Raw genomic sequence first — 26,296 nt, 5'->3', positions numbered from 1 at the left:
GGGCATGAACCTCATCGCACAGATCGAGGCCGAGGAAATCGCCAAGGCCGGCAAGGACATTCCGGATTTTCGCCCCGGTGATACGCTGCGCGTCGGCGTGAAGGTTGTCGAAGGCACCCGCACCCGCGTCCAGATGTTCGAAGGCGTTTGCATCGCCCGTTCGAACCGGAGCATCAATTCCAACTTCACCGTTCGCAAGATGAGCTTCGGCGAAGGCGTAGAGCGCGTCTTTCCGCTCTACTCGCCGAACATCGACAGCATCACCGTGGTCCGCAAGGGCGTGGTGCGCCGTGCCAAGCTTTATTACCTGCGCGGCCGCACCGGCAAGCGTGCTCGCATTGCCGAGCGCCGCGATACCCGCGAGCAGGCCCAGGGCTGATTTTTCGCCTTTCGCCGCAGGCGGTTGCCAGCGGCGGGCAAGTGTTCAAGAAGGGGCGTCCCGGTATCCGCCGGGGCGCCCCTTCTTTATTCCATCCATCTTAGAGAGTCCCGTTGTCCTTCAATGTCCAGGCCTTTCCTGCTGCTTGCCGCGTCCGCGCTGGCGCTTTGTTCCTGTTCCCCCGCGTCGGCACGGGCGCCTGACATGACGACACCACACAAGGATGCGCCCGTGCTGACGTTCAAACGGGTATTCGAAAGCCCCTCGCTCGGCGGCCGGATGCCGCGTTCGCCAAAGCTGTCTCCCGACGGGCGATATCTGACCGTGTTGCGCAACCGGGACGACGATCGCGAGCGCTATGACCTTTGGGGGTTCGACCGGCAGTCCGGCAAATGGACGATGCTGGTGGATTCGTTGAAGCTGTCGAGCGGGCGCGAACTGTCCGAAGCCCAGAAGATGCAGCGCGAACGGCTGCGTATCGGCGACCTGAAGGGCATCGTCAGCTATGACTGGGCGGCGGATTCGAAGGCCGTGCTCGTGCCGGTGGAAGGCGATCTCTATCTTGCTGGGCTGGACGGGACCGTCACGAAGATCCCCGGCACTACCGGCGACGAATTGAACGCAAGGCTCAGCCCCGGAGGCGGGATGATCGTCTATGCGCGCGGGCGGCGCCTGTGGGCGGGGCCGGTGAACGCGCCTGCGCGCGCGATCACGCCCGAAGAACCCGGCGAAACGGTCCACTGGGGCGAAGCGGAGTTTGTCGCGCAGGAAGAGATGGACCGGCTGACCGGCCTCTGGTGGTCGCCCGACGACAGGCGCATTGCGGTGGAACGGTTTGACGAAGCGCCGGTGGGCATCGTCACCCGCTCCGCCATCGGTGCGGAAGGCACCAGGGTCTATGACCAGCGCTATCCCGTCGCGGGCAGCGCCAATGCGCAGGTTTCGTTATGGGTGGTCGCACCGGACGGAAGCAGGCGCGTGCAGGTGGATTTTGGCGCCGATCCTGACATCTACCTTGCCCGCGTCGACTGGGCGCCAGATGGCAAGACGCTTTATGTCCAGCGCGAAAACCGTGCGCAGACGCAGCTCGACATGCTGGCCGCCGATCCTGAAACCGGGGCGACGAAAGTGCTGTTCAGCGAAAAGGCCGGGCCGCACGGCTGGGTGAACCTTTCGAACAGCTACCGGTTTCTGGATGACGGCAGCCTGATCTGGTGGTCGGAGCGGGACGGGTACGGGCATCTCTATCGCTACACGAACGGCGATTGGCAGCAGCTTACGCGGGGCGACTGGGTGGTGACCGCGCTTGTTGGTGTGGACCAGCAGGCGGGCCGCGTGTTCTTCACCGCCACGAAGGACGACGTCCTTGCCCCGCAGGTCTATTCGCTCGACCTTGCCGATCCCGGACGGCTGACCCGCTTGACCGACCTGGATTTCGCCAATTCGGCAACGATGGACAAGGCCGGCAAGACGCTGATGGTCACGCGGTCGAACGATCTTCAGCCGCCGCAGTCCTATATCGCTGACGAAGCGGGCACGCGCCTCGCCTGGATCGAGGAGAACAGGGTCGAAGGCGATCACCCCTATGCGCCGTTAATGGCCGGGCACCGAACGGCACACTATGGCACGATTCCGGCGGCGGACGGCACGCCGCTGCACTGGATGATGATCACCCCGCCGCTTGAGCCGGGCAAGCGCTATCCCGTGTTCAGCCATCACTATGGCGGGCCGCACGCGCAGGTGGTGACGAAGGGTTGGCATGGCGCGCTGGCGCAGGCGATCGTCGACAAGGGGTATATCTATTTCGCGCTCGACAACCGCGGTTCTGCCAACAGGGGCGTGGCGTTCGAAAATGCGCTGTGGCACGCGATGGGATCGGTGGAGGTGGAAGACCAGCTGGCGGGGGCCGATTGGCTGAAGCAACAGCCCTTTGTCGATCCGCGCCGTGTTTCCACGTTCGGCTGGTCCTATGGCGGCTATATGACGATCAAGATGCTGCAACGGCACCCCGGTGCCTGGGCGGCGGGGATCGCGGTCGCGCCGGTAACGCGCTGGGAACTGTACGACACCCATTACACCGAGCGCTATCTGGGCAGGCCGCAAGACGATCCGGCGGTTTACGAAGCGTCGGACGCGATGGCCGACACCGCGAAGATCGCCGATCCGTTGCTGATCGTCCACGGCATGTCCGATGATAACGTAGTGCTGGAAAACACCACGGCCATCGTCGCCAAGATGCAGCACGAGGCGGTGCCGTTCGAAATGATGCTCTATCCGGGAATGACGCACCATTTTGCCGGACCGACGGTGAACCGGCAGCTTTACGAAACGATGTTCCGCTTCCTCGATCGCAACGGCGCGGGCGCCGGTGGGACGGACGATTCCGGATCGAACCGTTGAGTCGTGCGTTTTGAGGGCTGAATGACGGATCGCGAAAAGCACGGACAGGACAGTGCCGACCAGTCGTCCCGCGAACTCACGCTTGGCGGTTCGTGGGCGATGGGCGTGGGCGGCATGGTCGGCGGGGGCATCTTTTCCACGCTGGGCGTGGTGATCGCGGTGGCCGGCGAATGGGCCTGGGCCAGCTTTGTGCTGGGCGGGCTGATCGCGCTTGCCACCGGGCATTGCATGGCCGCGCTTACCGTCTCGTCCGACAAGGCAGGCGGCATATACCGCTTCCTGCGCGACGAGGGGTTCGAGCGCACGGCCCGCCTGTCCGCCTGGGTGCTGATCCTGGGTTATACGCTGACCGTGGCGGTCTATGCCGCGACGTTCGGTTCCTATCTCGGCAATGCACTGGGCGGACCTGCGTGGCTGCCGCGGGCAATGGCCGTGGCGGCAATCGTGGTGCTGGCAGGGGTGAACCTGCGCGGCGTAGGTCAGGCCGCCGGAGTGGAGATCGCCATCGTCTGGGGCAAGCTGGTTATCCTTGCCGGGCTTGCGGTGCTGGGCCTTGCCCATTTCTCGCCCGCGCGGCTGGCGCAGGATGGCAACTTCGGCCTGTTCGGCGTTGTGGTGGGGGCCGCCAGCGTGTTCATGGCCTATGAAGGCTTCGAACTGCTCGCCTATGACTATGACGACATGATCGACCGCAAGCGCCAGATCGTGCGGGTGATGCCGCTGGCGATCGGGGCGGCCCTGTTCATCTATGTCGCACTCGCGCTGGCGACGCCGATGCTCGTTTCGCCGTCGATGATCGTCAGCGACGGTGAAGTGGCGCTGGCCAAGGCCGGGCAGGCCGCGCTCGGCACTTTCGGCCTGCTGGCTGTGACGGTCGCGGCCGCGCTCTCCACCGGATCGGCCATCAATGCCACGCTGTTTTCCACCGCGCGCCTTGCCCGCGAAGTGGCGCAGGAAAACGAACTGCCGCACGTCTTCGCGCGACGGAACAGCAAGGGTTCGCCCTATGTCGGCGTGCTGGTGATCGCCGCGCTGGCGATTGCCATGGCGGTGATCGGCGGGCTTGCGGCGCTGGTGACGGGGGCCAGCGTGGTGTTCCTTCTGGTGTTCGGCACGGTGGACCTGCTCGCGTGGCGGCAGGACCGCGCCCATCCGTGGATCGCGGGCTTCGGCACCTTCGGCGCGGGTCTCGCCATTCTTGTCCTTGTCGCCCACCTTTCCGGCTGGATTGCCTGAGCGGCGCCGGTTCCTCTCCCGGTGGGCCAACTGGCGCACCCAACGCACGGAATTACCGACTTGAGCATGATCGATTTCGACGACAGCAAGGCCGGCCATCACGCTCTCGGCCTTGGCGGAGCCTGGGCCATGGCCGTGGGCGGAATGATCGGCGGAGGGATATTCTCGACGCTTGGCGTGGTGATCGCCGTTGCCGGGCACTGGGCATGGCTCAGCTTTCTGATCGGCGGCGCGATCGCGTTCTGCACGGGCAACAGCTATGCCGCACTGACGGTTGAACTGGACGAGCCGGGCGGCTCCTATTCCTACCTGCGATCGTTGAACTACGTAATCCTCGCGCGCATCGCGGCGTGGGTGCTGCTGATCGGTTATACGCTGACGGTTGCGGTCTATGCCTTCACCTTCGGCGCCTATGCCGCCAACGCCTTCGGTATCGATGCGGGCTGGGTTCCGCCGTTCTGCGCGGTCGCGGTGATTGCCATCCTTGCCGGGATCAACCTGATGGGCGCGACAGAGGCGACGATCGTCGAACTCGTCGCGGTGTGGGGCAAACTGGTGATCCTGCTGGGCCTTGCCGGGCTGGGCATCTGGCACTGGGCGCCGGAACGCCTGGTGCTGAGTCACGGCCACGCGGTGGGCTTTTCGGGCGCGCTGATCGGCACCGGCGTGGTGTTCATGGCATACGAAGGCTTTCAGCTTCTCGCCTACGATTATCACGAGATGCGCGACAAGGAGCGCACGATCAGCCGGGCCATGCCCCTTGCAGTCGTGGCAACGATGGCTACCTACGTGCTCGTCGCGCTGGGGGCGCCCATGCTTGCCGGGGCGGAGCAGATCGTGATCCACAAGGAAGTCGCGCTGGCGGAGGCCGGACGCGATGCTCTGGGCACGTTCGGTTTCGTGGCGGTGACGATCGCGGCGGTGTTTTCCACCGCCAGCGCCATCAACGCGACCGTTTTTGCCACCGCGCGCCTTGCCGCGCATGCGGCGGGCGACAACGAAATGCCGCGTCTGTTCGGCCTGCGCAACGGGCAGAACGTGCCGTGGTTCGGCACCGTGCTGATCGCCGTGGTCGCGGCGTTCCTGGCGGTTATTGGCGGGATCGACGCCCTGGTCGAAAGCGCGAGCTTCGTGTTCCTGCTGGTCTTTGCGCTGGTCAACGCCATCGCATTGCGCCGCAAGACAGGGCACCACCTGCTGTCCACGCTGGGCCTGATCGGTTCACTGGCGGCGGCGGTAATGCTGGTTCTCTACGAATTCGGCATTGCCTGACGCAATTTTACTGCCGGAAGCGCGCGCGTCGCTATCGACTGCTTGCGCGCACCGGCCTGCGGGGCTAACGCGCCGGCTCCCGCATGGAACCTTCAAAGGGGCGCGGGTATGAAAGGATTCAAGATGGGTTACCGGGTGGTCGTGGTTGGCGCGACCGGCAATGTCGGACGCGAAATGCTGAACATCCTCGCGGAGCGCGAGTTCCCCTGTGACGAGATCGCGGCGGTCGCATCGCCGCGTTCCACGGGGACGGAAATCGAGTTCGGCGAAACCGGCAAGATGCTCAAGGTCAAGAATATCGAGCATTTCGATTTTACCGGATGGGATATCGCGCTGTTTGCCGCCGGTTCCGGCCCGACCAAGGAGTATGCCCCGAAGGCCGCATCGCAGGGCTGCGTGGTGATCGACAACTCGTCGCTCTATCGCATGGACCCGGACGTGCCGCTGGTCGTGCCGGAAGTTAACCCCGACGCGATCGACGGGTACAAGGCGAAGAACATCATCGCCAATCCCAACTGCTCTACCGCGCAGATGGTCGTCGCGCTGAAGCCGCTGCACGATGCGGCGAAGATCAAGCGCGTCGTCGTTTCCACCTACCAGTCGGTTTCCGGCGCGGGCAAGGCGGGCATGGACGAACTGTTCGAACAGAGCCGCGCCATCTTCGTCGGCGATCCGGTCGAAGCCAAGAAGTTCACCAAGCAGATCGCGTTCAATGTGATCCCGCACATCGACGTGTTCCTGGAAGACGGTTCCACCAAGGAAGAGTGGAAGATGGTGGTCGAGACCAAGAAGATCCTCGATCCCAAGGTCAAGGTCCAGGCCACTTGCGTGCGCGTTCCGGTGTTCGTCGGCCACGCCGAGGCGATCAGCCTTGAGTTCGAGGACGAGCTTTCGGCCGAAAAGGCGCAGGACATCCTGCGCGAGGCGCCGGGCTGCATGCTCGTCGACAAGCACGAGGACGGCGGATACGTGACGCCGGTCGAATGCGTGGGCGACAGCGCGACCTATATCAGCCGTGTGCGCGATGACGTTACCGTGGATAACGGTATCGCGCTGTGGTGCGTTTCCGACAACCTGCGCAAGGGCGCGGCGCTTAACGCCGTGCAGATCGCGGAACTTCTTGGTCGTCGCCACCTGAAGAAGGGCTGAGCCTTTGCCAACGGTCTGGATACCGGCGGCGCTCACCGCCGGTCTTTTCCAGGCCTGGCGGACAGCGATCCAGCAAAGACTGCGCGAGACGCTGAGCGTCAGCGGCGCGGGACTGGTGCGCTATCTCTATGGCGCGCCGGTCGCGCTGTTGATGGCGGCGGCATGGTTTGCGCTGCGCGGAGAGAGCGTGCCCGCGCTTGGCTGGCACTTCGCGTTGTTCGCTGTCGTGGGCGGACTGGCGCAGATCCTTGCCACCAATGCCCTGATTGCCGCGTTCGGCCATCGTGGCTTCGTGGTCGGCACCGCTTTTTCCAAGACAGAGGCATTGCAGGCCGCGCTGTTTTCCACCGTGCTTCTGGGCGATCACCTGCCGCCCGTGGTCTGGCTGGGGATCGCGGCGGGCGTTTCCGGCGTGATGGTGCTGGGCCTGCTCGGGCGCGGAGAAGGGGTTCGCGGCCTGTTCGCCCACTTGTCAGAGCGCGGGGCGCAACTGGGCTTGCTATCGGGGGCGTTGTTCGCGCTTACCGCCGTGCTGATCCGCGTGGCGACGCAGGACGTTGCGCTGTCCTCTCCGGTGTCGCGGGCGCTTTTGACGCTGGTCGTCGTCAACTTTGCGCAAGCAGTGATGCATGGCGGATGGCTGGCCGTGCGCGCACCGCAGGTGCTGGTTGCGGTAATGCGTAGCTGGCGCACGGCGTTTCAGGTCGGGGTGCTTTCGGCGCTCGGTTCCGCCTGCTGGTTTACCGGGTTCGCCGCAGCTCCGGTCGCGCTGGTGCGCGTGGTGGGGCAGGTGGAAGTCCTGTTCACGCTGGGTTTCGGGCATTTCTACCTGCGCGAGCCGCTGAAGCGCGGAGAAGTGCTGGGGCTCCTGCTGGTCTCGCTGGGGGTCGTGCTGGCGCTGGTGGGTGCGCTATGACCTCTTGATCGGCACTCTGGCGTCGTCCACGCTTGGGCAAACAGGTGAGAGGAACCCGGCGATGACGCTTTCTGCCGACGTATTCTGGTCTTTCCGCAGCCCCTACAGCTACCTTGCCACGCGCCGCTATCGCGCGCTGGGTGAGCGATACGATCTTTGTATCGCCCTGCGCCCTGTCTATCCGCTCGCGATTCGGGAGCCCGATTTCTTCGAGCGCAACCATCCCAACTGGCTGCGTTATCTGCTGACCGACGTGCCGCGCCTTGCCCAGTATCACGGTATTCCGTTTGCGCCGCCGCGCCCCGATCCGATCGTGCAGGATATCGCGACGCGCAAGATCGCGGACGAGCAACCCTACATCTTCCGCCTTACCCGCATGGGGCAGGCCGCCGCGCGGGCGGGCAAGTCGCTGGCGTTTTGCGACGAGGTTTCGCGGCTGATTTGGGGCGGCACGCAGAACTGGCACGAGGGCGATCACCTGGCCGGTGCGGCAGAGCGCGCCGGGCTGGACTTTGCGGCACTGGAAGCGGAAGCAACGGATGACGCAGCAGCACTGGATGCCGAAATCGCCGCCAACCAGGCCGCGCTCGAGGCGGCGGGGCATTGGGGCGTGCCGACACTGGTGTTCGAGGGCGAACCGTTTTTCGGGCAGGACCGCATCGACCTTGCGGTGTGGCGGATGAAGCAGAAGAGTTTGGAAGAGAGATGAGGTCGGCGCAATGAGCAAGACGATGAGCGGCGGCTGCCAGTGCGGCCGCGCGCGCTTCTCGGTGACGGTCGAAAACGACGACGCGTATCTGTGCCATTGCCGCAAGTGTCAGAAGGCGACCGGCGGTTTTGCGGCGGCGTTCGTGGAAGTCCCGGCCGGCGCCGTGACGTGGCTTGCCGCGCCTGACTGGTATGAGAGTTCGCCGGTTGCGCGGCGGCCGTTCTGTTCCAGTTGCGGCACCCCGCTGGGGTTCGCCTGGGCGGATGGAACAGGCACCGTTGACCTGACCGTGGGCAGTTTTGACGATCCGTCCGCTTTCGTGCCCGTTGCCCACGCAGGGGCGGAAAGCCTTCATGAAGCATGGCTCGACACGAAAGACTTGCCGCGTCACTACAGCGCCACGACCGAAAGCGTGGCGAAACGCTGGCAGGCGGCCGGACTGGAGGTTCCAGAGTGAGCGACGTGCGTACCGAGTTCTACCAGGGTTTCGACGGGGCAAGGCTGGCGCTGCACCGGATGGGTGCGGGGCGCCCGGCGATCATGCTTCACGGCCTGTTTTCCTCTGCCGAAACCAACTGGATCAAGTTCGGCGCGGCAAAGGCGGTGGCAGAGGCGGGGTTCGAGTGCCTGATGCCCGACTTGCGCGCGCACGGGCAGAGCGCCGCGCCGCACGATCCCGCTGCCTATCCGGCCGACGTGCTGGTGCGCGATCTTGAGATGCTCGTATCGCACCTGGAACTGGACGAATACGATCTTGTCGGTTTTTCGCTGGGGTCGCGCACATCGGCGCGCGGCGTTCTGGCCGGACTCACGCCGCGACGGCTGGTGCTGGCGGGCATGGGGCTGGAAGGGCTTGCCGGATGGGCGCGGCGGCGCGATTTCTTCTTCGACGTGATCGACCGTTTCGGAACGATCAGGCCGGGCGACAAGGCATATTTCGCGCAGCAGTTCCTCAAGACCACAGGCACCGATCCGGCGGCCGCGCGCCTGTTGCTGGCGACGATGGAAGATACCCCGCCCGAAGCGCTTTCGGACATCGTCATGGCGACGCTGGTGCTTTGCGGCGCCGACGATAATGACAACGGTTCCGCCGACAAGTTGGCCGAAGCTTTGCCCGATTCCGTGCGCGTAACGATTCCCGGAACGCACATGAGTTCGGTCACGATGCCCGAATTTGGCGATGAAATAGCGCGATTTCTCGCCGAACCGAACCGTTAACTACCTTGCGTCGCGGTGCTTCGGCATGGCACTTTCCCGCTTCATGACAGGGGAGGCCGCTTGATGCGCCTGGTTTTCGCCGCGGCTATCGCCGCAGTGCTCGCAACAGCTTCGCCGGGAACGGCCGAGGCGCGCGTTTCCGCGGGCGATCCTGATGGCATGGTGGCGCAACTCGTCAAGATGGGGGCGAAGGCGGAGCTGACGCGCGACGATATCGGTGATCCGCTGATCAACGCAGAGATAAACGGCTGGAAAAGCTCTCTGGTGTTCTACGATTGCAACGCCGCGCACGCGAAATGCCAAAGCTTCCAGTTCGTCGCCATCTTCGATGCGCCCAAGGGGTTCGACCCTGCGCCGCTTTATGACTTTCCGCGCACGCACCGTTTCGCGGCGATCACCATAAACGCGCAGGGCGATCCGCGCGTAAGCTGGGATGTCATCACCAACGGCGGCATCGACGACGGCATTTTCCGGTCTGCCGTATTCAGCTTTGGAAACATGCTGGACGCAGTGGGCGCGATCATCTTTCCAAGGAAAGCGCAAGGCTGACGCAGCTTGCGCCGGGACGTTGACAGGGGCGCAGGCGGAACGGTGCTTCGTTTGCGTCGCCGCATCAGCGGACTGGCGGTTCGTTGCCAACGCCGCAGCCGCGTCAGCGGAACGGCGGTTCGTTGAACGCCCGCAACTTGCGGCTGTGGAGGCGCTGCCCTTCGGCGCGCAGCAGTTCGCAGGCGGTGGTCCCGATCTTCAGGTGCGCACCGATCGCCTCTTCATAAAAGCGATTGGCCTGCCCCGGCAGCTTGATTTCGCCATGCAGCGGCTTGTCGGATACGCACAGAAGCGTGCCGTAAGGAACGCGGAAACGATAGCCCTGCGCGGCGATAGTCGCGCTTTCCATGTCGATGCCCACCGCGCGTGACAGGTTCAGCCGCCGGGCCGAATGGGTATAGCGCAGTTCCCAGTTGCGATCGTCGGTGGTGACGACGGTGCCGGTGCGCATCCGCTTCTTCAGGTCCGATCCGCCTTCGCCGCTGACGGTTTCCGCCGCCTTCTGGAGCGCGACCTGCACTTCCGCGATGGCCGGGATCGGGATTTCGGGCGGCAGGACCGGGTCGAGCACGTGGTCGTCGCGCAGATAGGCGTGCGCCAGCACATAGTCGCCGATCTTCTGGCTGGGGCGCAGTCCGCCGCAATGGCCGATCATCAGCCAGGCTTCGGGTCGCAATACGGCCAGGTGATCGCAGATCGTCTTCGCGTTCGAAGGGCCGACGCCGATGTTGACGATGGTGATGCCCGCGCGGTCGTTTCCAACGAGGTGGTACGCGGGCATCTGGTGCCGCCGCCACGCGCTTTCCGCCAGCATGGAACGCGCCGAATCGACCGGCCTTTCCAGCCGAAGTCCGCCGGCACCGGACAAGGCGGTATAGCCGTCCTTGCCGATCTGCTGGCCCGCCCAGTCCACGAACTCGTCGACATAGCGGTGGTAATTGGTGAACAGGATATACCGCTGGAAATCCTGTGGTGCGGTGCCGGTATAGTGCGCAAGACGGGCCAGGCTGAAATCGGTGCGCAGCCCGTCGAACAGCGACAGCGGCATTGCGTCGCCTTCGGCCTGCAGGTCGTAACCGTCGGCCAGTTCGTCTCCGATGTGGGCCAGTTCCGTTGTCGGGAAATGCTCTGCCAGTTGCGGCGGGCTGACCGCGCCGATCCGTGCGCCATATTCGCCATCCAGCACATAGGGAAACGGCATTTCCTGGGCGGAGTGGCCGACTTCGATCTCGACGTCGTAATCCGCCTGTATCAGCTCAAGCTGCTCGCGCAGGTAGTCGGCGAACAGCAGCGGACGCGTGATCGTGCAGGCATAGACGCCGCGCTGGTTCAGCCTTGCGAACGCGCGCGTAGCGGCGGCCGGGTTCGTCCGTCCTTCATAAGTGATGCGCAATTCGGGATAGCAATAGCTGCCATCATGCCTGCGCTCGGGCGGGGGAAGGGTGCCGTCGGCGGCGAATGCGGCGATATCGGCGCGCAATCGCGCCACGGCGGCGTCGTAAATCGCCGCAAGGTCTTCGATGATCTTTTCGGGTGTTTGCATCGTGAGCCAATAGCGCGGAGCGATGACGCTGAAAAGACGGCGCGGCAGGCCGTTGCGCGCGTGCCGTGGGCCGCGTCCGTTTGTCCGGTCTGCTAACGCTTCCTTAACCGCTTGGGCCGAGTCTTCGCAGCAGTCTCCGGGAGATTGCACGATGGCCATTACGGCCCATTTAGAAGACCTGTCCACCGGCGCGGAAAACCCGCGCGATGCACGTCGCGCGCTGCGGCTGGAGGCGCTTGGCGCCACCGCCGACGACGATTCCGCGCGTGTAACGCTTCACAACATTTCACGTTCGGGCCTGTTGCTGGAAACAGAGGCGGAGCTGGCGGAAGGCGAATCGATCGAGGTTGACCTGCCGCTTGCCGGCGTAACCTCGGCAACGATCATCTGGGCAAGCGGCCGGCTGTTCGGTTGCCAGTTCGATAGTCCGGTGTCCGAAGCGGTGTTGAGCGCGGCCCAGTTGCGCAGCGTTTCCGGAGAGCCGGACATCGCCCTTTCCGGCGACGAAGCGGCCGTGCGCGAAGGATCGTTCGGCGTGCGACTGAAACGTCTGCGCAAGGATCGCGGCCTCACGCTGGCGCAGATCGCATCGGCGATGAGCGTGAGCAAGCCCACCGTCTGGGCGTGGGAGCAGGGCAAGGCCCATCCGATCGAAAGCCGGATGGGGCTGCTCGCGCAAGTGCTGGGCGTAAGCGAAGAGGAATTGCGCGGCGGTGCGGACGACAATGCCCTGCGCGATTTTCTGGCGCGAAGCCGCGAACGCATCGCCCAGGCCGTTGGGACAACTCCCGACAAGATCAGGATAATGATCGAATTATAGCGTCCAATTCGCCTCATCGCGCAAATCACTCTTTTCATCGCCCTGAGAATCGATTAACATATTGATAAGGCGGAAGAAAATTAGGTTCGTTAATTTACGCGACTAACTTCCCCGCCTTGTGTGATCGAAGCGGGCCCCGGCCCGCGCGCGATTGTTTGCAAGACCGGCAAAGGACAGGTTCGACGGCCAGAATCGCTGCGGGAAAGGTATTGCGGCGATAAGACGTGTTCCTGTCCGGGGGGCATGAATGGACGTGAGAGTTACGCCGCAGGAAAGCACGGCGCTCTATATGCTGCTCAAGGACAGCACGCAGGACATTATCGTCCGGACGGACCGGGACGGGGCCATCCTCGATGCCTCTCCTGTGGTCGAGCGTTTCGGCTTGCCGTCCGCCGGCGAACTGGCCGGGCGCAAGCTGGTTGATCTTGCGGCGCCCGACTGGGCGGACGTGGTCGGCGAAAAGCTGGCCGCGGCCATGTCGGGCCGGAACGATACAAACTGGACGGAATTCGCGGCACGCACGCGTGCAGGCGGCGAATGCTGGTTCGAACTCCAGTTGCGCGGCGTGCCCGAAGAGGGCGGAGCCGTGGGCATCATGCGCAGCATCGACGAGCGCCGCCATTTCGAACGCGCGCTGTTCAACGCCAGCATGACCGACCCGTTAACGGGCCTTACCAATCGCCGGGCGTTCATCTCGATGCTCGAACACTTGTGCGACGAGGGCGGAAGCGGCTGTCTGGCGATGTTCGATGTCGATCACTTCAAGTCGATCAACCTACGCTATGGCTTCGGCGTGGGGGACGAGGTGCTGGTCGCGGTGGCCGACCTGGTCCGCACGCTTACCCGATCACGCGATATCATTTCGCGCATCGGCGGGCCGCGCATCGGGATACTGTTGCCGGGCGCGTCTATGGCCGAAGCGCAGGCGATTTGCGGGCGTATCGTGGGCACATTGTCTGAAATCCGGCAGTCTGCGGGCAGCAATGCCTTTTCGGTGACGGCAAGCGCCGGAGCGGCGCCCATTGCGGCGACGGTGGACGACACGATCAAGCGCGCCGAACTTGCACTGGCGATGGCCAAGGCGCGCGGCCGCAACCGGCTAGAGATGGATCGTGGCGGCGCCCTGCCGTGGAGCAAGACACCGGCGACCGGTTGAAGGTTGAACCCTGAAAAGTCCGGTCTGGAATGCGATGAAGTGCGCGTGTCCGGGCGAAGCGGTCCTTGCGGGACGGTCAGGCAGGCTCTATCGGGCATCAAGGGGTGCCGGAAGGCGGAATCGCCGCCTTTCTCTGTCCAAGCCGAGGTCCCTTGTCGCCACGTTCCGAAGACGCCTTTCAGACATCTCCGGTCGGTTGGCTTCGCGCGCGGATCGCCACGCGCGGTGCGGGCTTCGTGCTGGCGCTGGCGATCGAGGTGCTGCTGGTCCTTGTGCTGCTGACGCTTGGCCGCGCAGCGTCGCAAAAGGAAAAGCCGCCTGTCGCGATGGTCAGCGTAAATTTCGAAGCGGATAACAAGAAAGACGAGGCTCCAAAGGTGAAAGAGCCGGAACAGGCGGCCAAACCCAGGCACCGCACCGCCAGCCGCGCAGAGCAACAGGACCAGCCGCAGCCGAAACCCACCGAGGAACCGGCAACCGCGCCCACGCCGCCGCCGTTCCTGATGAACATGTCACGCGATCAGCTTGCTTCGGCCAACATCGCGTCGCTGCCGCACGCGCCATCCGCGCCATCACCGAAAAAATCGACGATGGGGCCTTCGGATAGCGGTGTGCCGGGCGATACGCCGCGCGTTTCCGGCAGCGGTCCGCATGGAGAGCCGCTCTACGCGGCGTCGTGGTATCGCGAGCCTTATCATGACGAGTTGTCGGGCTATCTTTCCACGGCGCGCGGGCCGGGCTGGGGGCTGATCGCCTGCAAGACCGCACCCAATTACCGGGTAACGGATTGCGTGGAACTGGACGAGTGGCCGCAAGGGTCCGGCATTGCACACGCCGTGGCGGCGGCCGCCTGGCAGTTCCTTGTTCGCCCGCCGCGGGTGGGCGGTGTTCCGCAGGTCGGGGACTGGGTCCGCATTCGTATCGATTACGGCATCAAGAAGCAGGCGATGCCGGGCTGATCGCCCGCTTTACAGATAAAGAAAAAGGGGCGCACCCCGAAAGGCGCACCCCTTGTTTCCTTTGCCACCGTTGCCGGCGGAAAGTCCGGACGATCAGGCTTGCGTCGCCTCTTCGTCGTTGGCTTCCTCTGCAGCCGGTTCCTCGGAAGCGATCTCGCCGGGCTCGGCGTTGGGATCCTTTTCCTCGGTAAAGCCGGTGGGCACGTTTTCTTCTTCGAACATCGCGGCCATGACGTCCACGCCCTGCGCCTGCAGTTCGGCCTCATCGGCCGAACGCGCGACGTTGACCTTGACGTTCACGGCAACTTCGGGGTGAAGCGCGACGCGCACGTCGTAAAGGCCGATGGACTTGATCGGGCGTTCGAGCACGATCATCGCCTTGGACACTTCGGCGCCCTGTTCGTTCAGGGCTTCCACGATGTCGCGGACCGAAACCGAACCGTAAAGATGGCCGGCGTTGGACGAAGCGCGGATCAGCACCACTTCCTTGCCTTCGACATTGCCCGCATGGTTCTGGGCGTCGTCGCGCTTGGCGGCGTTGTCGGCCTCGATACGGGCGCGGTTGGCTTCGAAGACCTTGCGGTTGGCTTCGTTGGCGCGCAGCGCCTTCTTGTTGGGCAGCAGGAAGTTGCGCGCGTAACCGTCCTTGACGGTCACTTCATCGCCGATGGTGCCCAGCTTCTCGATGCGTTCGAGCAGGATGATCTGCATGGTGACCGCTCCTTACTTCACGATGTAGGGAAGCAGGCCGATGTGCCGGGCGCGCTTGATCGCCTGGCTCAGCTCACGCTGCTTCTTGGCCGAAACCGCGGTGATGCGGCTGGGAACGATCTTGCCACGTTCGGACATGAAGCCCTGGAGCAGGCGCACGTCCTTGTAGTCGATCTTCGGCGCGTTCTTGCCCGAGAAAGGGCACGACTTGCGGCGGCGGAAAAACGGACGAGCCATGGATCAATCCCCTTCGCGTTCGCGGCGACGGCTGCGGTCGCGTTCGTTCTTGCGCATCATGACCGACGGGCCGGCTTCGTGCTCGTCCACGCGGATGGTCATGTAGCGGATGATGTCTTCGTTCATCGCGGACTGACGCTCGAGTTCGGAAACGGTTTCGCCCGGAGCTTCGATGTTCAGCAGCACGAAGTGCGCCTTGCGGTTCTTCTGGATCTTGTAGGCGAGCGAGCGCAGGCCCCAGGTCTCCGTCTTGGTGACCTTGCCATTGTTCTGCTCGACGATCTCGGTGGCGGCGGCAGCCAGCGCATCTACCTGCGACTGGCTGAGATCCTGGCGTGCCAGGAACACGTGCTCATAAAGCGGCACGGCAGCTTCCTTTTCTCTTCTAACCGATCGCTGGCTGATCCGCGGGATTGCGGGGCCCCTCCGGCTTTCTTCAAGCATCCGCACGGCTCGCAAGCCGGCGGAAGCGGTGGCCCTTAGCGGATTTCGGACGAAATGCAAGGCCGTGCGTGCTGTTACGGCCAGCCGGTCAGGCGACCAGAGGCAGGCCACTGCCGGGCGGATCGGGCCGCAGGGCCGGCAAGGCGTGGTCGCGCAACAGGCTTTCGTATTGTTGCGGGCGCAGCGGTTCGGCGAATTCTATACCCGCGCAAGGCCCGTTGCACCATGCAACAAACGCCAGAACAGGGGCCAGACCGGGAAAGGCAAGGCCGATCGCCTCGTCGCGTTGCAGCGCGCCATGGCCTTCGATCCTGGCCCCGTGGCGTGTCAGGTCTTTCAGCATGACGGTGCAGCGGCGCGCGCCGTGCCGGAAGTGGGCGAACATTTCCACGGCTTCGCGCGATTCGCGGCGACGGGGCGTGCTGGCGGGAGCGATGGTGGCGGCAGGTATCAAGGGGTGTCCCTTCAGGTAGTTAACCACATTTACCGAAGGACGGCCCGCCGCACGCAAAATTCACCCCTATCTTTGCGCGCGATCAACACGGATAATGCTGCAGGCGCTAACAAAGCTCCATTCTGGACAGGAGTTTGCAGAAATGGTTGCTACCGATAAGTTCGTTGAAGGCGAAAACGACGTTGTCACCCGTGCGGGCGTCCAGTTGAAGGTAAGGCCAGCCTATCCCGCCGACGAGACGGCCCTGGGCGATTTCTTCGACCGCGTCAGCGACGAGGATCGCCGGTTCCGCTTTCTGAGTGCGCATCGCCACCTGACGCACGAACAGCTTGTGCCGCTGACCCACGCCGATCACGACCAGACCGAAAGCCTGGTCGCGGTCGATGCCGAATCGCACGAAATCGTCGCTTCGGCGATGCTTGCTTGCGACAAGGACATGACCGGCGGCGAAATCGCCGTGTCTGTTCGCGGCGACTATCGCGGCAAGGGTGTTGGCTGGGCGATGCTGGACGTGCTGGCCCGCGAGGCCCAGAAGCGGGGTCTGAAGCGCGTCGTCTCGATTGAGGATCGCGAAAATCACGCCGCGATAGAGCTGGAGCGCGAAAAGGGCTTCGTGCCGCACGGCGTGGATGGGGACCCGCACCTGGTGATGCTGGAAAAGCGCTTCGACTGAGGCGTTAACGGGTCAGGGCAGGCGGGCAAGGATGTCGCGGGCGAATACGGTCAACGTATCGTCGCGCGCGCCCATGATCACGATGCGGTCTCCCGGCTGCGCGATTTCCACGATGCGGTCCGCGCAATCGGCGCGGGCCGGCACGTGCTGCGCCTGTCCGCCCGCTGCCACGATCATGTCCGCGATCCGTTCCGAACCAACCGAACGATCGACCGTTCCCCCGAAATAGACCGGATCGCACAGGATCGTCACGTCGTCGGGGCCAAGCCGCGTTGCCAGGACTTCGGCCAGTTCGTGCCCCATCTGGCGCAGCGGCCCATAACCGTGGGGCTGGAAGAACGCGATCACGCGTCCGGGATGGGCTTTCAGCGTGGTGAGCGTTGCCGCGACCTTTTCGGGGTTGTGGCCGAAATCGTCGATCACGGTGATTCCGGACGCGCTGGTGCCGACGATGTCGAACCGGCGCGCAAGCCCGGCGAATGTGCCCAGCGCCGCTGTGGCCTGTGCCACGGGCACGCCCGCAGCACTGGCCCCGGCAACGGCGGCCAGCGCGTTGGCAAGGTTGTGACGGCCGGGCAGGTTCAGCGAAATCGCGTGCCGCGCGTCGTCGCGCCGGTCGATCAACGTGGCCGCGATCCCGTTGGCCGCCTCTTCGATGGAGCCTTCGACTATGCCGATGTCCGCAGCATTTGCCGCGATGGCGAACGTAACCGCTGCACTGGCACGCGGAAGCAGGCCAAGGCTTTCCATATCGTCGAGGTTGATCGCCGATGCATCTGAAACTGCCAGAAAATCGCCGAACAGCTGGCGCAGTTCCTCAAGGCTCTTGTGGTCGAGACTGACGTTGTTGAGAACGCCGACCGTGGGCCGGTAGAGCGCGATCGAACCATCGCTTTCATCTACTTCGGAAATGAACAGCCCGCCTGATCCGACCCGCGCGCTGGCGAATGGGGACGCATCGCTGCGGAAATTCTTCATCACCGCGCCGTTCATGATCGTCGGATCGCGGCCCGCTTCGGTCATGATCCAGCCCAGCATGCCGGTAACGGTCGACTTGCCGCTGGTCCCGGCAACGGCGATGCGCGCGGGGGCGGCGTTGAACAGCGCGGCCAGCAGGTCGGCCCGGCTCATGCGCGGGCAGCCAAGGTCTTTCGCGCGGACGACTTCGGGCACGGTATCTTCCACCGCGGCAGAAGCGACCAGCGTCTGGCTGGCCGATACGATGCCGCTGCCGTCCTGCGGAAACAGCGTGAAGCCCCGCTGTTCCAGCCATGCGAACTTTTCCGGCGTTCTTCCCTGGTCGCGGCTGCGGTCCGATCCGGCGACTTGCGCGCCAAGTTCCTTCAGGATGGTCGCCAGCGGCAACATTCCCGACCCGCCAATTCCGCAAAAGAACCACGCGCGCGTGGCAAGCTCGTCAGGTTTCGGCATTCCCATCCCGTCCATTTCACGGCGCCTGGTGGATTGATTTTGACATTTGCTTCCCCCGACCGGATAGCGCGGTTGCAACTGCCAAAATCGAAAAATCCACTAGAATCATTAAATTGCTAGTAGCCCGAAGAGATTCTGACATTTTTCGCGACCTGCCCGGCAAGGATGCAAATGTCAGAATCGGATCACTAGTCGGGGACTCACAATTTGTGAAGCGGATGCTAGAGCAAGCGCATGGCAGCTATCGCGATATGCGCTCCGTCCACCCCGTTCACGCATGAGGATGCGGCGCGCGTCACCGCGCTCGCCAAGACGGAGTTTCCGGAGCATTCGCTCCACTTCCACCCGCAGTGCTTTCTTGCGGACGGCCATTTCGCCGGACCTGACGAGATGCGCCTTGCCGCATTCGTGGAATGCGCGAACGATCCCGCGTTCGATGCGGTTTGGTTCGTGCGCGGGGGATATGGCGCGGTTCGCATCGCGCAACAGGCGATGGAACGGCTCGATCACCACGCCGAAGGCAAGACCTATCTCGGCTATTCCGATGCCGGCACGATGCTGGGTGCGCTCTATCGCGCACGGATCGGCAGGCAGGTTCACGCGCCGATGCCTGCGGATATCCGGCGCCAGGGCGGGGAAGACGCGGTGCGCCGCACGCTTGGCTATCTTGCGGGCGACAGGGCCGGGCTTGAACCGTCGCTGGGCGAAACGCCCGCCGTTGCCTTCAACTTGATGACGCTGGCGATGTTGTGCGGCACACCGATCATGCCGGGCCTCGCCGGGCGCGTGGTGATGGTAGAGGAGGTCAGCGAATATCTTTACGCGGTTGACCGGTTGTTCTTCCACGTCACCGCGCACCTTGGCGGCATTGCCGGCTTGCGCCTTGGCCGCGTCAGCGACGTGCCGGAAAACGATCGCCCGTTCGGCACGGATGCAGATCAGATCGCGCGGTACTGGTGCCAACGGCATTCCATCCCCTATCTTGGCCGGGCAGATATCGGGCACGATGCTGCCAACAGGATTGTGCCCTTCGGGGTTGCAGGAGAGACGCGCGGGCAATAACCGCGCCGCCCATAGTCCTTCGAGAGGCGGCTGCGTGGCGGCTTCTCGGGATGATCGGAGGTTTTGAGATGAGAGCATTCGTTTTTCCGGGCCAAGGCAGCCAGAAGGTTGGCATGGGCGTGGATCTCGCGGCGGCCAGCGCAGTTGCGCGCGAAGTGTTCGAGGAAGTGGACGACGCGCTGGGCCAGAAGCTTTCCGCGATCATGGCCGAAGGCCCGGAAGAAACCCTGACGCTGACCGAGAATGCCCAGCCGGCGATCATGGCCAATGCCATCGCGGTTCTGCGTGTGCTGGAACAGGAAGGCGGCCTTTCGCTGGCTGACAAGGCAGACTTCGTGGCCGGGCACAGCCTTGGCGAATATACCGCGCTTTGCGCCGCCGGAGCGTTCAGCCTGGCCGATACCGCGCGCCTGCTGAAGCTGCGCGGCCAGTCGATGCAGGCGGCCGTGCCGGTGGGCGTGGGCGCGATGGCCGCGTTGCTGGGCGCGGATATCGACAAGGCGAGCGCCCTTGCCGAAGCGGCAGCCGAAGGGCAGGTCTGCACCGTCGCCAACGACAACGATCCGTCGCAGGTGGTGATATCGGGTCACCGGGAAGCGATCGAGCGCGCCATCGCGATGGTCAAGGATCATGGCATCAAGCGCGGCGTGCTGTTGCCGGTATCCGCGCCGTTCCATTGTCCGCTGATGCAGCCTGCCGCCGACGCCATGGCCGAAGCACTGGACCGGACGCCGCCGGGCGCGCTGGCCGTTCCGCTTTTTGCCAACGTCACCGCCGCGATGGTGACCGATCCGGCGGATGTGAAGCGCTTGCTGGTAGAGCAGGTGACGGGGCGCGTGCGCTGGCGCGAAAGTGCGATCGCCATGCGCGATGCCGGCGTGGACAGGTTCGTCGAACTGGGCGGAAAGGTGCTCGGGCCGATGATTACCCGTTCGGCAGGCGGCGACGTTGGCGTTACCAGCGTTGTAGGCATGGCCGATATCGAAGCCTTGGCGAAGGAGCTCTGATCGATGGAACACCGCATGTTCGACCTGCACGGAATGACCGCGCTCGTAACCGGGGCTTCGGGCGGAATCGGTTCGGCCATCGCCCGATCGCTTGCCGCGCAGGGCGCAAGGCTGGCGCTTTCGGGGTCGAACGCCGCGAAGCTTCGTGCCTTCCGTGACGATCTGGACGAAACCGATCACCACCGCCGCGACGGCGATCCGGATCACGTGGCCATTACCTGCGACCTGTCGAACCCGGACTCGGTCGAAAAGCTGGTTCCGGCGGCGATCGATTCGCTGGGCAAGATCGACATCCTGGTGAACAACGCCGGCATCACGCGCGACAACCTTGCCATGCGCATGAAGGACGAGGAATGGGACGCGGTGATGAAGGTGAACCTTGAAGCCGCCTTCCGCCTGATGCGCGCTTCGATGAAGCCGATGATGAAGGCGCGCTTCGGCCGGATCATCACGATCACCAGCGTGGTAGGCAGCACCGGCAATCCGGGGCAGGCGAACTATGCCGCCGCCAAGGCGGGGCTTGTCGGCATGTCGAAAAGCCTTGCGCAGGAAGTCGCCAGCCGCGGGATTACCGTCAACTGCGTCGCCCCCGGTTTTATCCGCACGGCGATGACCGATGTGTTGCCCGATGCGCAGAAGGACGCGCTGAATGCGCGCATCCCGATGGGCCGCATGGGCGAGGGTGAGGACATCGGCGCGGCGGTTGCCTACCTTGCCAGCAAGGAAGCGGGCTATGTCACCGGCCAGACGCTGCACGTGAACGGCGGAATGGCGATGCTGGGCTGAAGGTTTGCCGTCGGGAGGGGCGAAAGATGCTTCCTCCCGGCCCAGGCGCTTGCGGAATCTGCATTTATCCCCAGAAACGCCCTGATGTGGCCGGTTCGCGCTTGCCCGGCGGGACACTCGCGTTAAGGAAGGTAGTCCGCATTGACGGGTCATCGCCGATCCCGAGCGGGGTGGAATTGCCCAGGGGAAATGTGAGACGAGCATGAAGGCCACGATCGAACGCGCAACGCTTCTGCGGTGCTTGTCCCACGTCCAGTCGGTGGTTGAGCGGCGCAATACAATCCCGATTCTCTCAAACGTGCTGATAGAGGCGTCTGCCGGGGGCGCGGTGAAGCTGATGGCGACCGACCTCGATCTGCAGATCGTGGAAAGCATGGCCGCCGTATCGGTTGAAAGCCCCGGCGCGATCACCGTTTCGGCGCACCTGCTGTTCGATATCGCGCGCAAGCTGCCCGATGGCAGCCAGGTAAGCCTGGAAACGAACGACAATCGCATGGTGGTGAAGGCCGGGCGCAGCCGCTTCCAGCTTCCCACGCTGCCACGAGACGATTTTCCGGTGATCGTGGAAGGCGACCTGCCGACCAGTTTCGAACTGCCCGCCCGCGTGCTGGCCGAACTGATCGACCGTACGCGCTTTGCGATCTCCACCGAAGAGACGCGGTATTACCTGAACGGCATCTTCTTCCACGTTTCGGACGAAGCGCAGCCTGTGCTCAAGGCCGCAGCGACCGACGGGCACCGCCTTGCCCGCTTCACCATCGCCCGGCCCGATGGCGCCGAGGGGATGCCCGACGTGATCGTACCGCGCAAATGCGTGGCCGAACTGCGCAAGCTGCTGGAAGAGGCGCTCGACACCAACGTTCTGATCGACCTTTCGGCCAGCAAGGTGCGCTTCACGCTGGGCGGTGAGAACGGTGTTGTGCTGACCAGCAAGCTGATCGACGGCACGTTCCCCGATTACACACGGGTGATCCCTACCGGTAACGACAAACTGCTTACGGTCGATCCGCGCAGCTTCTTCGAAGGCGTGGACCGCGTGGCGACCATTGCCACGGAAAAGACCCGCGCGGTGAAGATGGCGCTCGATACCGACAAGGTTACGCTGTCGGTCACCAGCCCCGACAACGGCACGGCGGCGGAAGAGATTCCGGCCGAATACAAGTCTGACGGGTTCGAAATCGGCTTCAACGCCAATTACCTGAAGGACATCCTCAGCCAGATCGACGGCGAAACCGTTGAACTTCATCTGGCCGATGCAGGCGCGCCCACGCTTATCCGCAAGGACGAGAAAAGCCCTGCGCTTTACGTGCTGATGCCGATGCGGGTGTAATTGTCCCGGCTACTCCGCGGTAGTCGGGTCGATCACACTCTTCACTTCCTGGATGCTGTTCGCGGGGAATCCCGTCGTTTCCGCGTGCTTGCGGATCAGATCTTCGCTGGGCGCGCGATAGACGCAATAGATCTTGTTGTCGGTGACGTAGCTGTGCACCCACTGGATCTCGGGACCAAGGTCGCGCAGCACGCTGCACGAGTTCTGCGATGCACCCTTGAGATCATCGGGGCCAAGCGATCCGGCACCGGGCATTTCCCGTTCGATTACGAATTGCGGCATGATCCGTCCTCCATTCGCTGGGAGACGGGAAAATGCGCCTTGCGCGGCCGTGAGTCGAGTGGGTTTCCGTTCAGGCGCTTTTGGGCTGGCGGCGCTGATGGTCGTTCAGGTCGATCAGCATGGCCGTCTTGCCTTCAAGCCGGTCCAGATCGGCAAAGGCGCTTTCGATCTCGCCGCGCTTTTCCAGAATGCGCCGGGCAACGCCTTCGGTCAGGCCGCCTTCGTCCCCCACGCGCCCCATCGCGGCCGCAATATCGGCAATGATCGCGCTGGAAGGATCAAGGTGCAAGTTGCCCCTGGCGTCCTTGTAGGCTTCAATCACGGTTGCCATCACATTTCCCCTTTCAAAGGTTCGCTTCATAAGATGCGACCGGGTGTCAGTGCGTAACGTGACGTTTCGTTGCTGCAGGACGTTTCAATCCTTCAGGTCGCTGATCTTACCACTTCGCCAGTTTCGCGGCGAGGCGATTAACCACGACTGAAAGTTATTGTAAGAATTTGGAAATGTGAGGAGAATTCGGCCGGTGTGCTATTACGGGGCATGCCTTGCCCTGGCGGCGACACGCCCCGCAACGTGCGGATGGGACTCGGGAATGCCGGGCGACAGCCGGCACGTCCCGCCTGGGTCCTGACCCTAGATATCGACCACGATCTTGCCGAAGTGCTTGCCGCTTTCCTGGTGGCGGAAGGCATCGGCCAGCTTTTCCAACGGGAAATGATCGCTGATTACCGGCTTTATGCCGTTCGCCTCGATACCGGCGATCATGTCCAACTGGTGCTGGCGGCTTCCCACGGTAAGCCCCTGGACGCGCAGGTTGCGCGCCATCAGCAGTGCGGTCTGCACCGGGCCGGCAAAACCCGCCAGTACGCCGATCAGCGCAACGTGGCCGCCCACACGGCAGGCGAGCATAGACTGGTCGAGCGTGCCCGCGCCGCCGATTTCCACCACGGTATCCACGCCCGCGCCGCCGGTCAGTTCCAGCGCCCTGGCTCCCCAGGCGGGGGTTTCCTTGTAGTTGATCAGATCGTCCGCGCCCATGTCTTTCAGCCGCTCCAGCTTCGCGTCGGAAGAACTGGTGGCGATCACGCGCGCACCGGCCGCCTTGGCGAATTGCAGCGCAAAGACGGAGACGCCGCCGGTGCCCTGAACCAGCACGGTAGAACCCGGCTTCACGTTGTCGTCGACGAACAGCGCGCGCCACGCGGTCAGTCCCGCGCAGGTGAGCGTCGCCGCTTCCGCCGCGCTATAGCCTTTGGGAACGCGCGTGAACCAGTGCGCGGGGGTGACAACCGCTTCGCGGGCATAACCGTCGATCCCGTCGCCGGGTACGCGGGTAAAGGCGCTGGTCGGCGGCGCACCGTCGATCCAGTCGGGGAAGAAGATGGAAACGACGGTGTCACCGGCCTTGAATTCCGTAACGCCTTCGCCAACCGCCTCAACCGTGCCGGCGCCGTCCGACATGGGAATGCGGCCATCCTCGCTGGGCAACATACCGCTGACCACCGCATAATCGTGATAGTTGAGCGACGATGCCGCGAGTTTCACGCGAATTTCGCCGGGGCCGGGCTGGCCAGGATCGGCAATGTCGCCATAGGTAAGCGTATCAAGGCTGGCGGGATGGGTAACGCGGATAGCTTTCATCGCGGAAACGGTCTCCGAAGAAAAGGTGGTTGCCGGCAGGCAATGCTGCCGTGTGCTGTAGCATGGACGGGCGGGGCGCGCAGCGGCTGCGCGCCCCTGACAGGATTATTCGGCGGCTTCGGCCATGGGCACCTGTTGCGGTCCGCGGATCAGGCCGCCGGGCGTCTCGCCCGTCCATTGGCCGTTCCGGAACGTCACGACACCCGACTTGATCGTCGCGACATAGCCCTCGGCTTTCTGGAGCAGACGCTTACCGCCCGCCGGAAGGTCGAAAGCCAGCCACGGCTTGCCCAGCTTCACATTGTCGAAATCGATAACGTTCAGGTCGGCCGTGTATCCCGGCGCGATCAGGCCGCGATCGTCCAGCCCATAAAGCCGCGCGGTGTCATGGCACTGGCGCTTGATCGCGTTTTCCAGGGTGATGCGCCCGCCGGCCTTGCCTTCGCCGCGCTTGCGGTCGCGTACCCAGTGCTGGAGCATGAACGTGGGGCTGGCCGCATCGCAGATCGTCCCGCAGTGCGCGCCGCCGTCTGACAGCGAATTCACCGTGTCGTCGCTGATCTGTAGTGCTTCGAGGAAGTCCAGGTTGCCGTCTGCGTAATTGAGGATCGGCAGGTAGATGAAGCCCTTGCCGTCATCGCGGCAGAGCAGGTCATAGGCGTATTCCTCGGGCGAGACGCCCGCCGCCGCCGCGCGCGCGGCTATGCTGGCGTCCGCGCCGGGCTCATAGTCGAAATCGGGGTCCATTTCGAACTGCATGGTCCAGCCTCCCGCAACCACCATCAGCAGGCCGACGATGTCTTGCGGGGCTTCGGAAAAGTCGTTCTCTTCGGCCAGCAGCCTTGCCTTGAATGCCGGGTCCAGCAGCCTGGCCTTCTGTGCTTCCCAGGGCAGGTCCGCGATTTCATTCCAGCTCGGCCGGAAACGGAACGGGTGCACCGTCCCGCGCCAGGCCATGACGATGCCGTTCCCGCGCAGCGCGATTTGCGCGACGATATTGGCGCCATTGTCGTTTTCGGCGCGCATCGTTGCGATCTGCTCGTCGAGCGGGAGCTCCTTGGCAATCGACTGGAGCGCGGCGAATGTGACCGGAAGCCCGGTTTCGCGGCTCAACTTGCCCATCCAGTCGAACTCGTTCCACTCACGCTTGAGGTCGCTTGCCATTTCGAACACGCCGTGGCCCACGCGCCCCATCGCGCGGCCGATCTCGACGAGTTCCTGCGCTGTCGCTGTCGTGCCGGGCACCAGCTCGCCGTCGACCGACTTGTGCAGCACGGTGCGGCTGGTGGAAAAACCCAGCGCGCCCGCGCGCACGCCTTCTTCCACGATATCACCCATCCTGGCGATATCTTCGGCGGTCGGCACCGCGCCCGGCTGTTCTCGGTCGCCCAGCACATAGGCGCGCACCGCGCCATGCGGGACGTGCGTACCCACGTCCACCGTGCGCGGCAGGCGTTCCAGCGCGTCAAGGTATTCGGGAAAGGTCTCCCAGTCCCACTTCATGCCTTCAGCCAGCGCTGTGCCGGGAATGTCCTCCACGCCTTCCATCAGGCCGATCAGCCATTCATGGCGGTTTGGCGCTGCCGGCGCGAAGCCGACACCGCAATTGCCCATTACGACCGTTGTTACGCCGTGCCACGAGGACGGTGCCATCTCCGCGTCCCAGGTCGCCTGCCCGTCATAGTGGGTGTGAATGTCGACGAAGCCTGGCGCCACGATCTTGCCGATCGCATCGATTTCCTGCGAGGCATCGCCATCTACGTGTCCGACCGCGGCGATCAGTCCGTCCTTGATTGCAACGTCGCCCGTGAAGCGGTTCGCGCCGGTGCCGTCCACGATCGTGCCGCCCCGGATAATGAGGTCGTAAGCGGGCATTTGGGGTTCTCCTCTCGAACGACCGACTCGCGCGGCCTGATTTAACCGCGCGATTA

Annotated in this window: 28 protein-coding genes; 18 read left to right on the top strand and 10 right to left on the bottom strand. The window is 64.0% G+C overall.

The genetic code is table 11. The features are described 5' to 3' along the window. Positions 1-4: 4 nt before the first annotated feature. The 10 genes from rplS (at position 5) to RXV95_RS12185 (ending at position 9,828) form a co-directional block, all read left to right on the top strand. The gene (rplS, locus tag RXV95_RS12230) at positions 5-379 is read left to right on the top strand and encodes a 50S ribosomal protein L19 (RefSeq protein WP_338466322.1); all 375 of its coding nucleotides are present in this window, start codon (positions 5-7) and stop codon (positions 377-379) included. Between the two features lie 204 nt (positions 380-583). Then, the gene (locus RXV95_RS12225) at positions 584-2,779 is read left to right on the top strand and encodes a DPP IV N-terminal domain-containing protein (protein ID WP_338466321.1); all 2,196 of its coding nucleotides are present in this window, start codon (positions 584-586) and stop codon (positions 2,777-2,779) included. Positions 2,780-2,800: 21 nt separating this feature from the next. Beyond that, positions 2,801-4,015, top strand: a complete 1,215-nt coding sequence (locus RXV95_RS12220) for an APC family permease (protein ID WP_338466320.1) — start codon at positions 2,801-2,803, stop codon at positions 4,013-4,015. 66 nt (positions 4,016-4,081) lie between these two features. Further along, a complete protein-coding gene (locus RXV95_RS12215; protein ID WP_338468557.1) occupies positions 4,082-5,287 on the top strand; it encodes an APC family permease in 1,206 nt (401 codons plus the stop codon). A gap of 123 nt (positions 5,288-5,410) precedes the next feature. After that, entirely contained in the window at positions 5,411-6,436 is a 1,026-nt protein-coding gene (locus RXV95_RS12210; protein ID WP_338468556.1) for an aspartate-semialdehyde dehydrogenase, read from the top strand. 4 nt (positions 6,437-6,440) lie between these two features. Next, on the top strand, positions 6,441-7,352 hold the full coding sequence (locus RXV95_RS12205) for an EamA family transporter (protein ID WP_338466319.1): 912 nt from the start codon (positions 6,441-6,443) through the stop codon (positions 7,350-7,352). 61 nt (positions 7,353-7,413) lie between these two features. Beyond that, a complete protein-coding gene (locus RXV95_RS12200; protein ID WP_338466318.1) occupies positions 7,414-8,061 on the top strand; it encodes a DsbA family protein in 648 nt (215 codons plus the stop codon). Between the two features lie 10 nt (positions 8,062-8,071). Then, on the top strand, positions 8,072-8,518 hold the full coding sequence (locus RXV95_RS12195) for a GFA family protein (RefSeq protein WP_338466317.1): 447 nt from the start codon (positions 8,072-8,074) through the stop codon (positions 8,516-8,518). Beyond that, positions 8,515-9,279: an alpha/beta fold hydrolase gene (locus RXV95_RS12190; RefSeq protein ID WP_338466316.1), complete on the top strand. Its 765-nt coding sequence runs from the start codon at positions 8,515-8,517 to the stop codon at positions 9,277-9,279. Before RXV95_RS12195 ends, RXV95_RS12190 begins: the two co-directional genes overlap by 4 nt. A 63-nt stretch (positions 9,280-9,342) precedes the next feature. Next, on the top strand, positions 9,343-9,828 hold the full coding sequence (locus RXV95_RS12185) for a YbjN domain-containing protein (protein ID WP_338466315.1): 486 nt from the start codon (positions 9,343-9,345) through the stop codon (positions 9,826-9,828). Positions 9,829-9,931: 103 nt separating this feature from the next. Here RXV95_RS12185 and RXV95_RS12180 read toward each other — a convergent pair whose 3' ends face one another. After that, the gene (locus RXV95_RS12180; protein WP_338466314.1) at positions 9,932-11,371 is read right to left on the bottom strand and encodes an AMP nucleosidase; all 1,440 of its coding nucleotides are present in this window, start codon (positions 11,369-11,371) and stop codon (positions 9,932-9,934) included. A 151-nt stretch (positions 11,372-11,522) separates the two neighbouring features. On the opposite strand from RXV95_RS12180, the gene RXV95_RS12175 reads away from it, so the two are divergent. The 3 genes from RXV95_RS12175 to RXV95_RS12165 all read left to right on the top strand — a co-directional run bounded on the left by RXV95_RS12175 (position 11,523) and on the right by RXV95_RS12165 (position 14,306). Beyond that, entirely contained in the window at positions 11,523-12,191 is a 669-nt protein-coding gene (locus tag RXV95_RS12175) for a helix-turn-helix domain-containing protein (protein ID WP_338466313.1), read from the top strand. Positions 12,192-12,438: 247 nt separating this feature from the next. Further along, positions 12,439-13,347 (top strand): sensor domain-containing diguanylate cyclase, encoded by a 909-nt coding sequence (locus tag RXV95_RS12170; protein ID WP_338466312.1) that lies wholly within the window; start codon positions 12,439-12,441, stop codon positions 13,345-13,347. A gap of 152 nt (positions 13,348-13,499) precedes the next feature. Then, positions 13,500-14,306, top strand: coding sequence for a hypothetical protein (locus RXV95_RS12165; RefSeq protein WP_338466311.1), 807 nt, complete (start codon positions 13,500-13,502; stop codon positions 14,304-14,306). A gap of 93 nt (positions 14,307-14,399) precedes the next feature. On the opposite strand, the gene rplI is transcribed toward RXV95_RS12165, so the two are convergent. The 4 genes from rplI to RXV95_RS12145 all read right to left on the bottom strand — a co-directional run bounded on the left by rplI (position 14,400) and on the right by RXV95_RS12145 (position 16,152). Next, positions 14,400-15,017, bottom strand: a complete 618-nt coding sequence (gene rplI / locus RXV95_RS12160) for a 50S ribosomal protein L9 (RefSeq protein ID WP_338466310.1) — start codon at positions 15,015-15,017, stop codon at positions 14,400-14,402. A gap of 12 nt (positions 15,018-15,029) precedes the next feature. Further along, complete coding sequence (rpsR, locus tag RXV95_RS12155) at positions 15,030-15,254, bottom strand: 30S ribosomal protein S18 (protein WP_011445073.1); 225 nt, start codon at positions 15,252-15,254, stop codon at positions 15,030-15,032. Between the two features lie 3 nt (positions 15,255-15,257). Next, positions 15,258-15,620: a 30S ribosomal protein S6 gene (gene rpsF / locus RXV95_RS12150; RefSeq protein ID WP_338466309.1), complete on the bottom strand. Its 363-nt coding sequence runs from the start codon at positions 15,618-15,620 to the stop codon at positions 15,258-15,260. A 166-nt stretch (positions 15,621-15,786) separates the two neighbouring features. Continuing rightward, positions 15,787-16,152 (bottom strand): PilZ domain-containing protein, encoded by a 366-nt coding sequence (locus tag RXV95_RS12145; protein ID WP_338466308.1) that lies wholly within the window; start codon positions 16,150-16,152, stop codon positions 15,787-15,789. A gap of 142 nt (positions 16,153-16,294) precedes the next feature. On the opposite strand from RXV95_RS12145, the gene RXV95_RS12140 reads away from it, so the two are divergent. Then, entirely contained in the window at positions 16,295-16,825 is a 531-nt protein-coding gene (locus RXV95_RS12140; RefSeq protein ID WP_338466307.1) for a GNAT family N-acetyltransferase, read from the top strand. Positions 16,826-16,837: 12 nt separating this feature from the next. On the opposite strand, the gene RXV95_RS12135 is transcribed toward RXV95_RS12140, so the two are convergent. Continuing rightward, the gene (locus RXV95_RS12135; RefSeq protein ID WP_338466306.1) at positions 16,838-18,256 is read right to left on the bottom strand and encodes a Mur ligase family protein; all 1,419 of its coding nucleotides are present in this window, start codon (positions 18,254-18,256) and stop codon (positions 16,838-16,840) included. A gap of 234 nt (positions 18,257-18,490) precedes the next feature. Between RXV95_RS12135 and RXV95_RS12130 the strand changes: the two genes are divergently transcribed. The 4 genes from RXV95_RS12130 (at position 18,491) to dnaN (ending at position 22,441) form a co-directional block, all read left to right on the top strand. Further along, the gene (locus RXV95_RS12130) at positions 18,491-19,318 is read left to right on the top strand and encodes an LD-carboxypeptidase (protein ID WP_338466305.1); all 828 of its coding nucleotides are present in this window, start codon (positions 18,491-18,493) and stop codon (positions 19,316-19,318) included. Positions 19,319-19,386: 68 nt separating this feature from the next. Continuing rightward, positions 19,387-20,325: an ACP S-malonyltransferase gene (gene fabD / locus RXV95_RS12125; protein ID WP_338466304.1), complete on the top strand. Its 939-nt coding sequence runs from the start codon at positions 19,387-19,389 to the stop codon at positions 20,323-20,325. 15 nt (positions 20,326-20,340) lie between these two features. Further along, positions 20,341-21,111, top strand: coding sequence for a 3-oxoacyl-[acyl-carrier-protein] reductase (fabG, locus tag RXV95_RS12120; RefSeq protein WP_338468555.1), 771 nt, complete (start codon positions 20,341-20,343; stop codon positions 21,109-21,111). A gap of 202 nt (positions 21,112-21,313) precedes the next feature. Beyond that, positions 21,314-22,441: a DNA polymerase III subunit beta gene (gene dnaN, locus RXV95_RS12115; RefSeq protein ID WP_338466303.1), complete on the top strand. Its 1,128-nt coding sequence runs from the start codon at positions 21,314-21,316 to the stop codon at positions 22,439-22,441. Between the two features lie 9 nt (positions 22,442-22,450). Here the strand turns inward: dnaN and RXV95_RS12110 are convergent, their stop codons facing one another. The 4 genes from RXV95_RS12110 to RXV95_RS12095 all read right to left on the bottom strand — a co-directional run bounded on the left by RXV95_RS12110 (position 22,451) and on the right by RXV95_RS12095 (position 26,240). Continuing rightward, positions 22,451-22,723, bottom strand: a complete 273-nt coding sequence (locus tag RXV95_RS12110) for a DUF4242 domain-containing protein (RefSeq protein ID WP_338466302.1) — start codon at positions 22,721-22,723, stop codon at positions 22,451-22,453. A 70-nt stretch (positions 22,724-22,793) separates the two neighbouring features. Continuing rightward, positions 22,794-23,054 (bottom strand): hypothetical protein, encoded by a 261-nt coding sequence (locus tag RXV95_RS12105; RefSeq protein ID WP_338466301.1) that lies wholly within the window; start codon positions 23,052-23,054, stop codon positions 22,794-22,796. A gap of 303 nt (positions 23,055-23,357) precedes the next feature. Continuing rightward, positions 23,358-24,365, bottom strand: coding sequence for an NAD(P)-dependent alcohol dehydrogenase (locus tag RXV95_RS12100; protein ID WP_338466300.1), 1,008 nt, complete (start codon positions 24,363-24,365; stop codon positions 23,358-23,360). Positions 24,366-24,470: 105 nt separating this feature from the next. Then, a complete protein-coding gene (locus RXV95_RS12095) occupies positions 24,471-26,240 on the bottom strand; it encodes a D-aminoacylase (RefSeq protein WP_338466299.1) in 1,770 nt (589 codons plus the stop codon). Positions 26,241-26,296 lie beyond the last annotated feature (56 nt).

The sequence above is a fragment of the Novosphingobium sp. ZN18A2 genome (genome assembly GCF_036784765.1).
In the GTDB taxonomy this organism is placed as follows: Bacteria; Pseudomonadota; Alphaproteobacteria; order Sphingomonadales; family Sphingomonadaceae; genus Novosphingobium.
The sequence above is the reverse complement of the archived record's forward strand: the minus strand, read 5'-3'. Positions and strand labels throughout refer to the sequence as shown.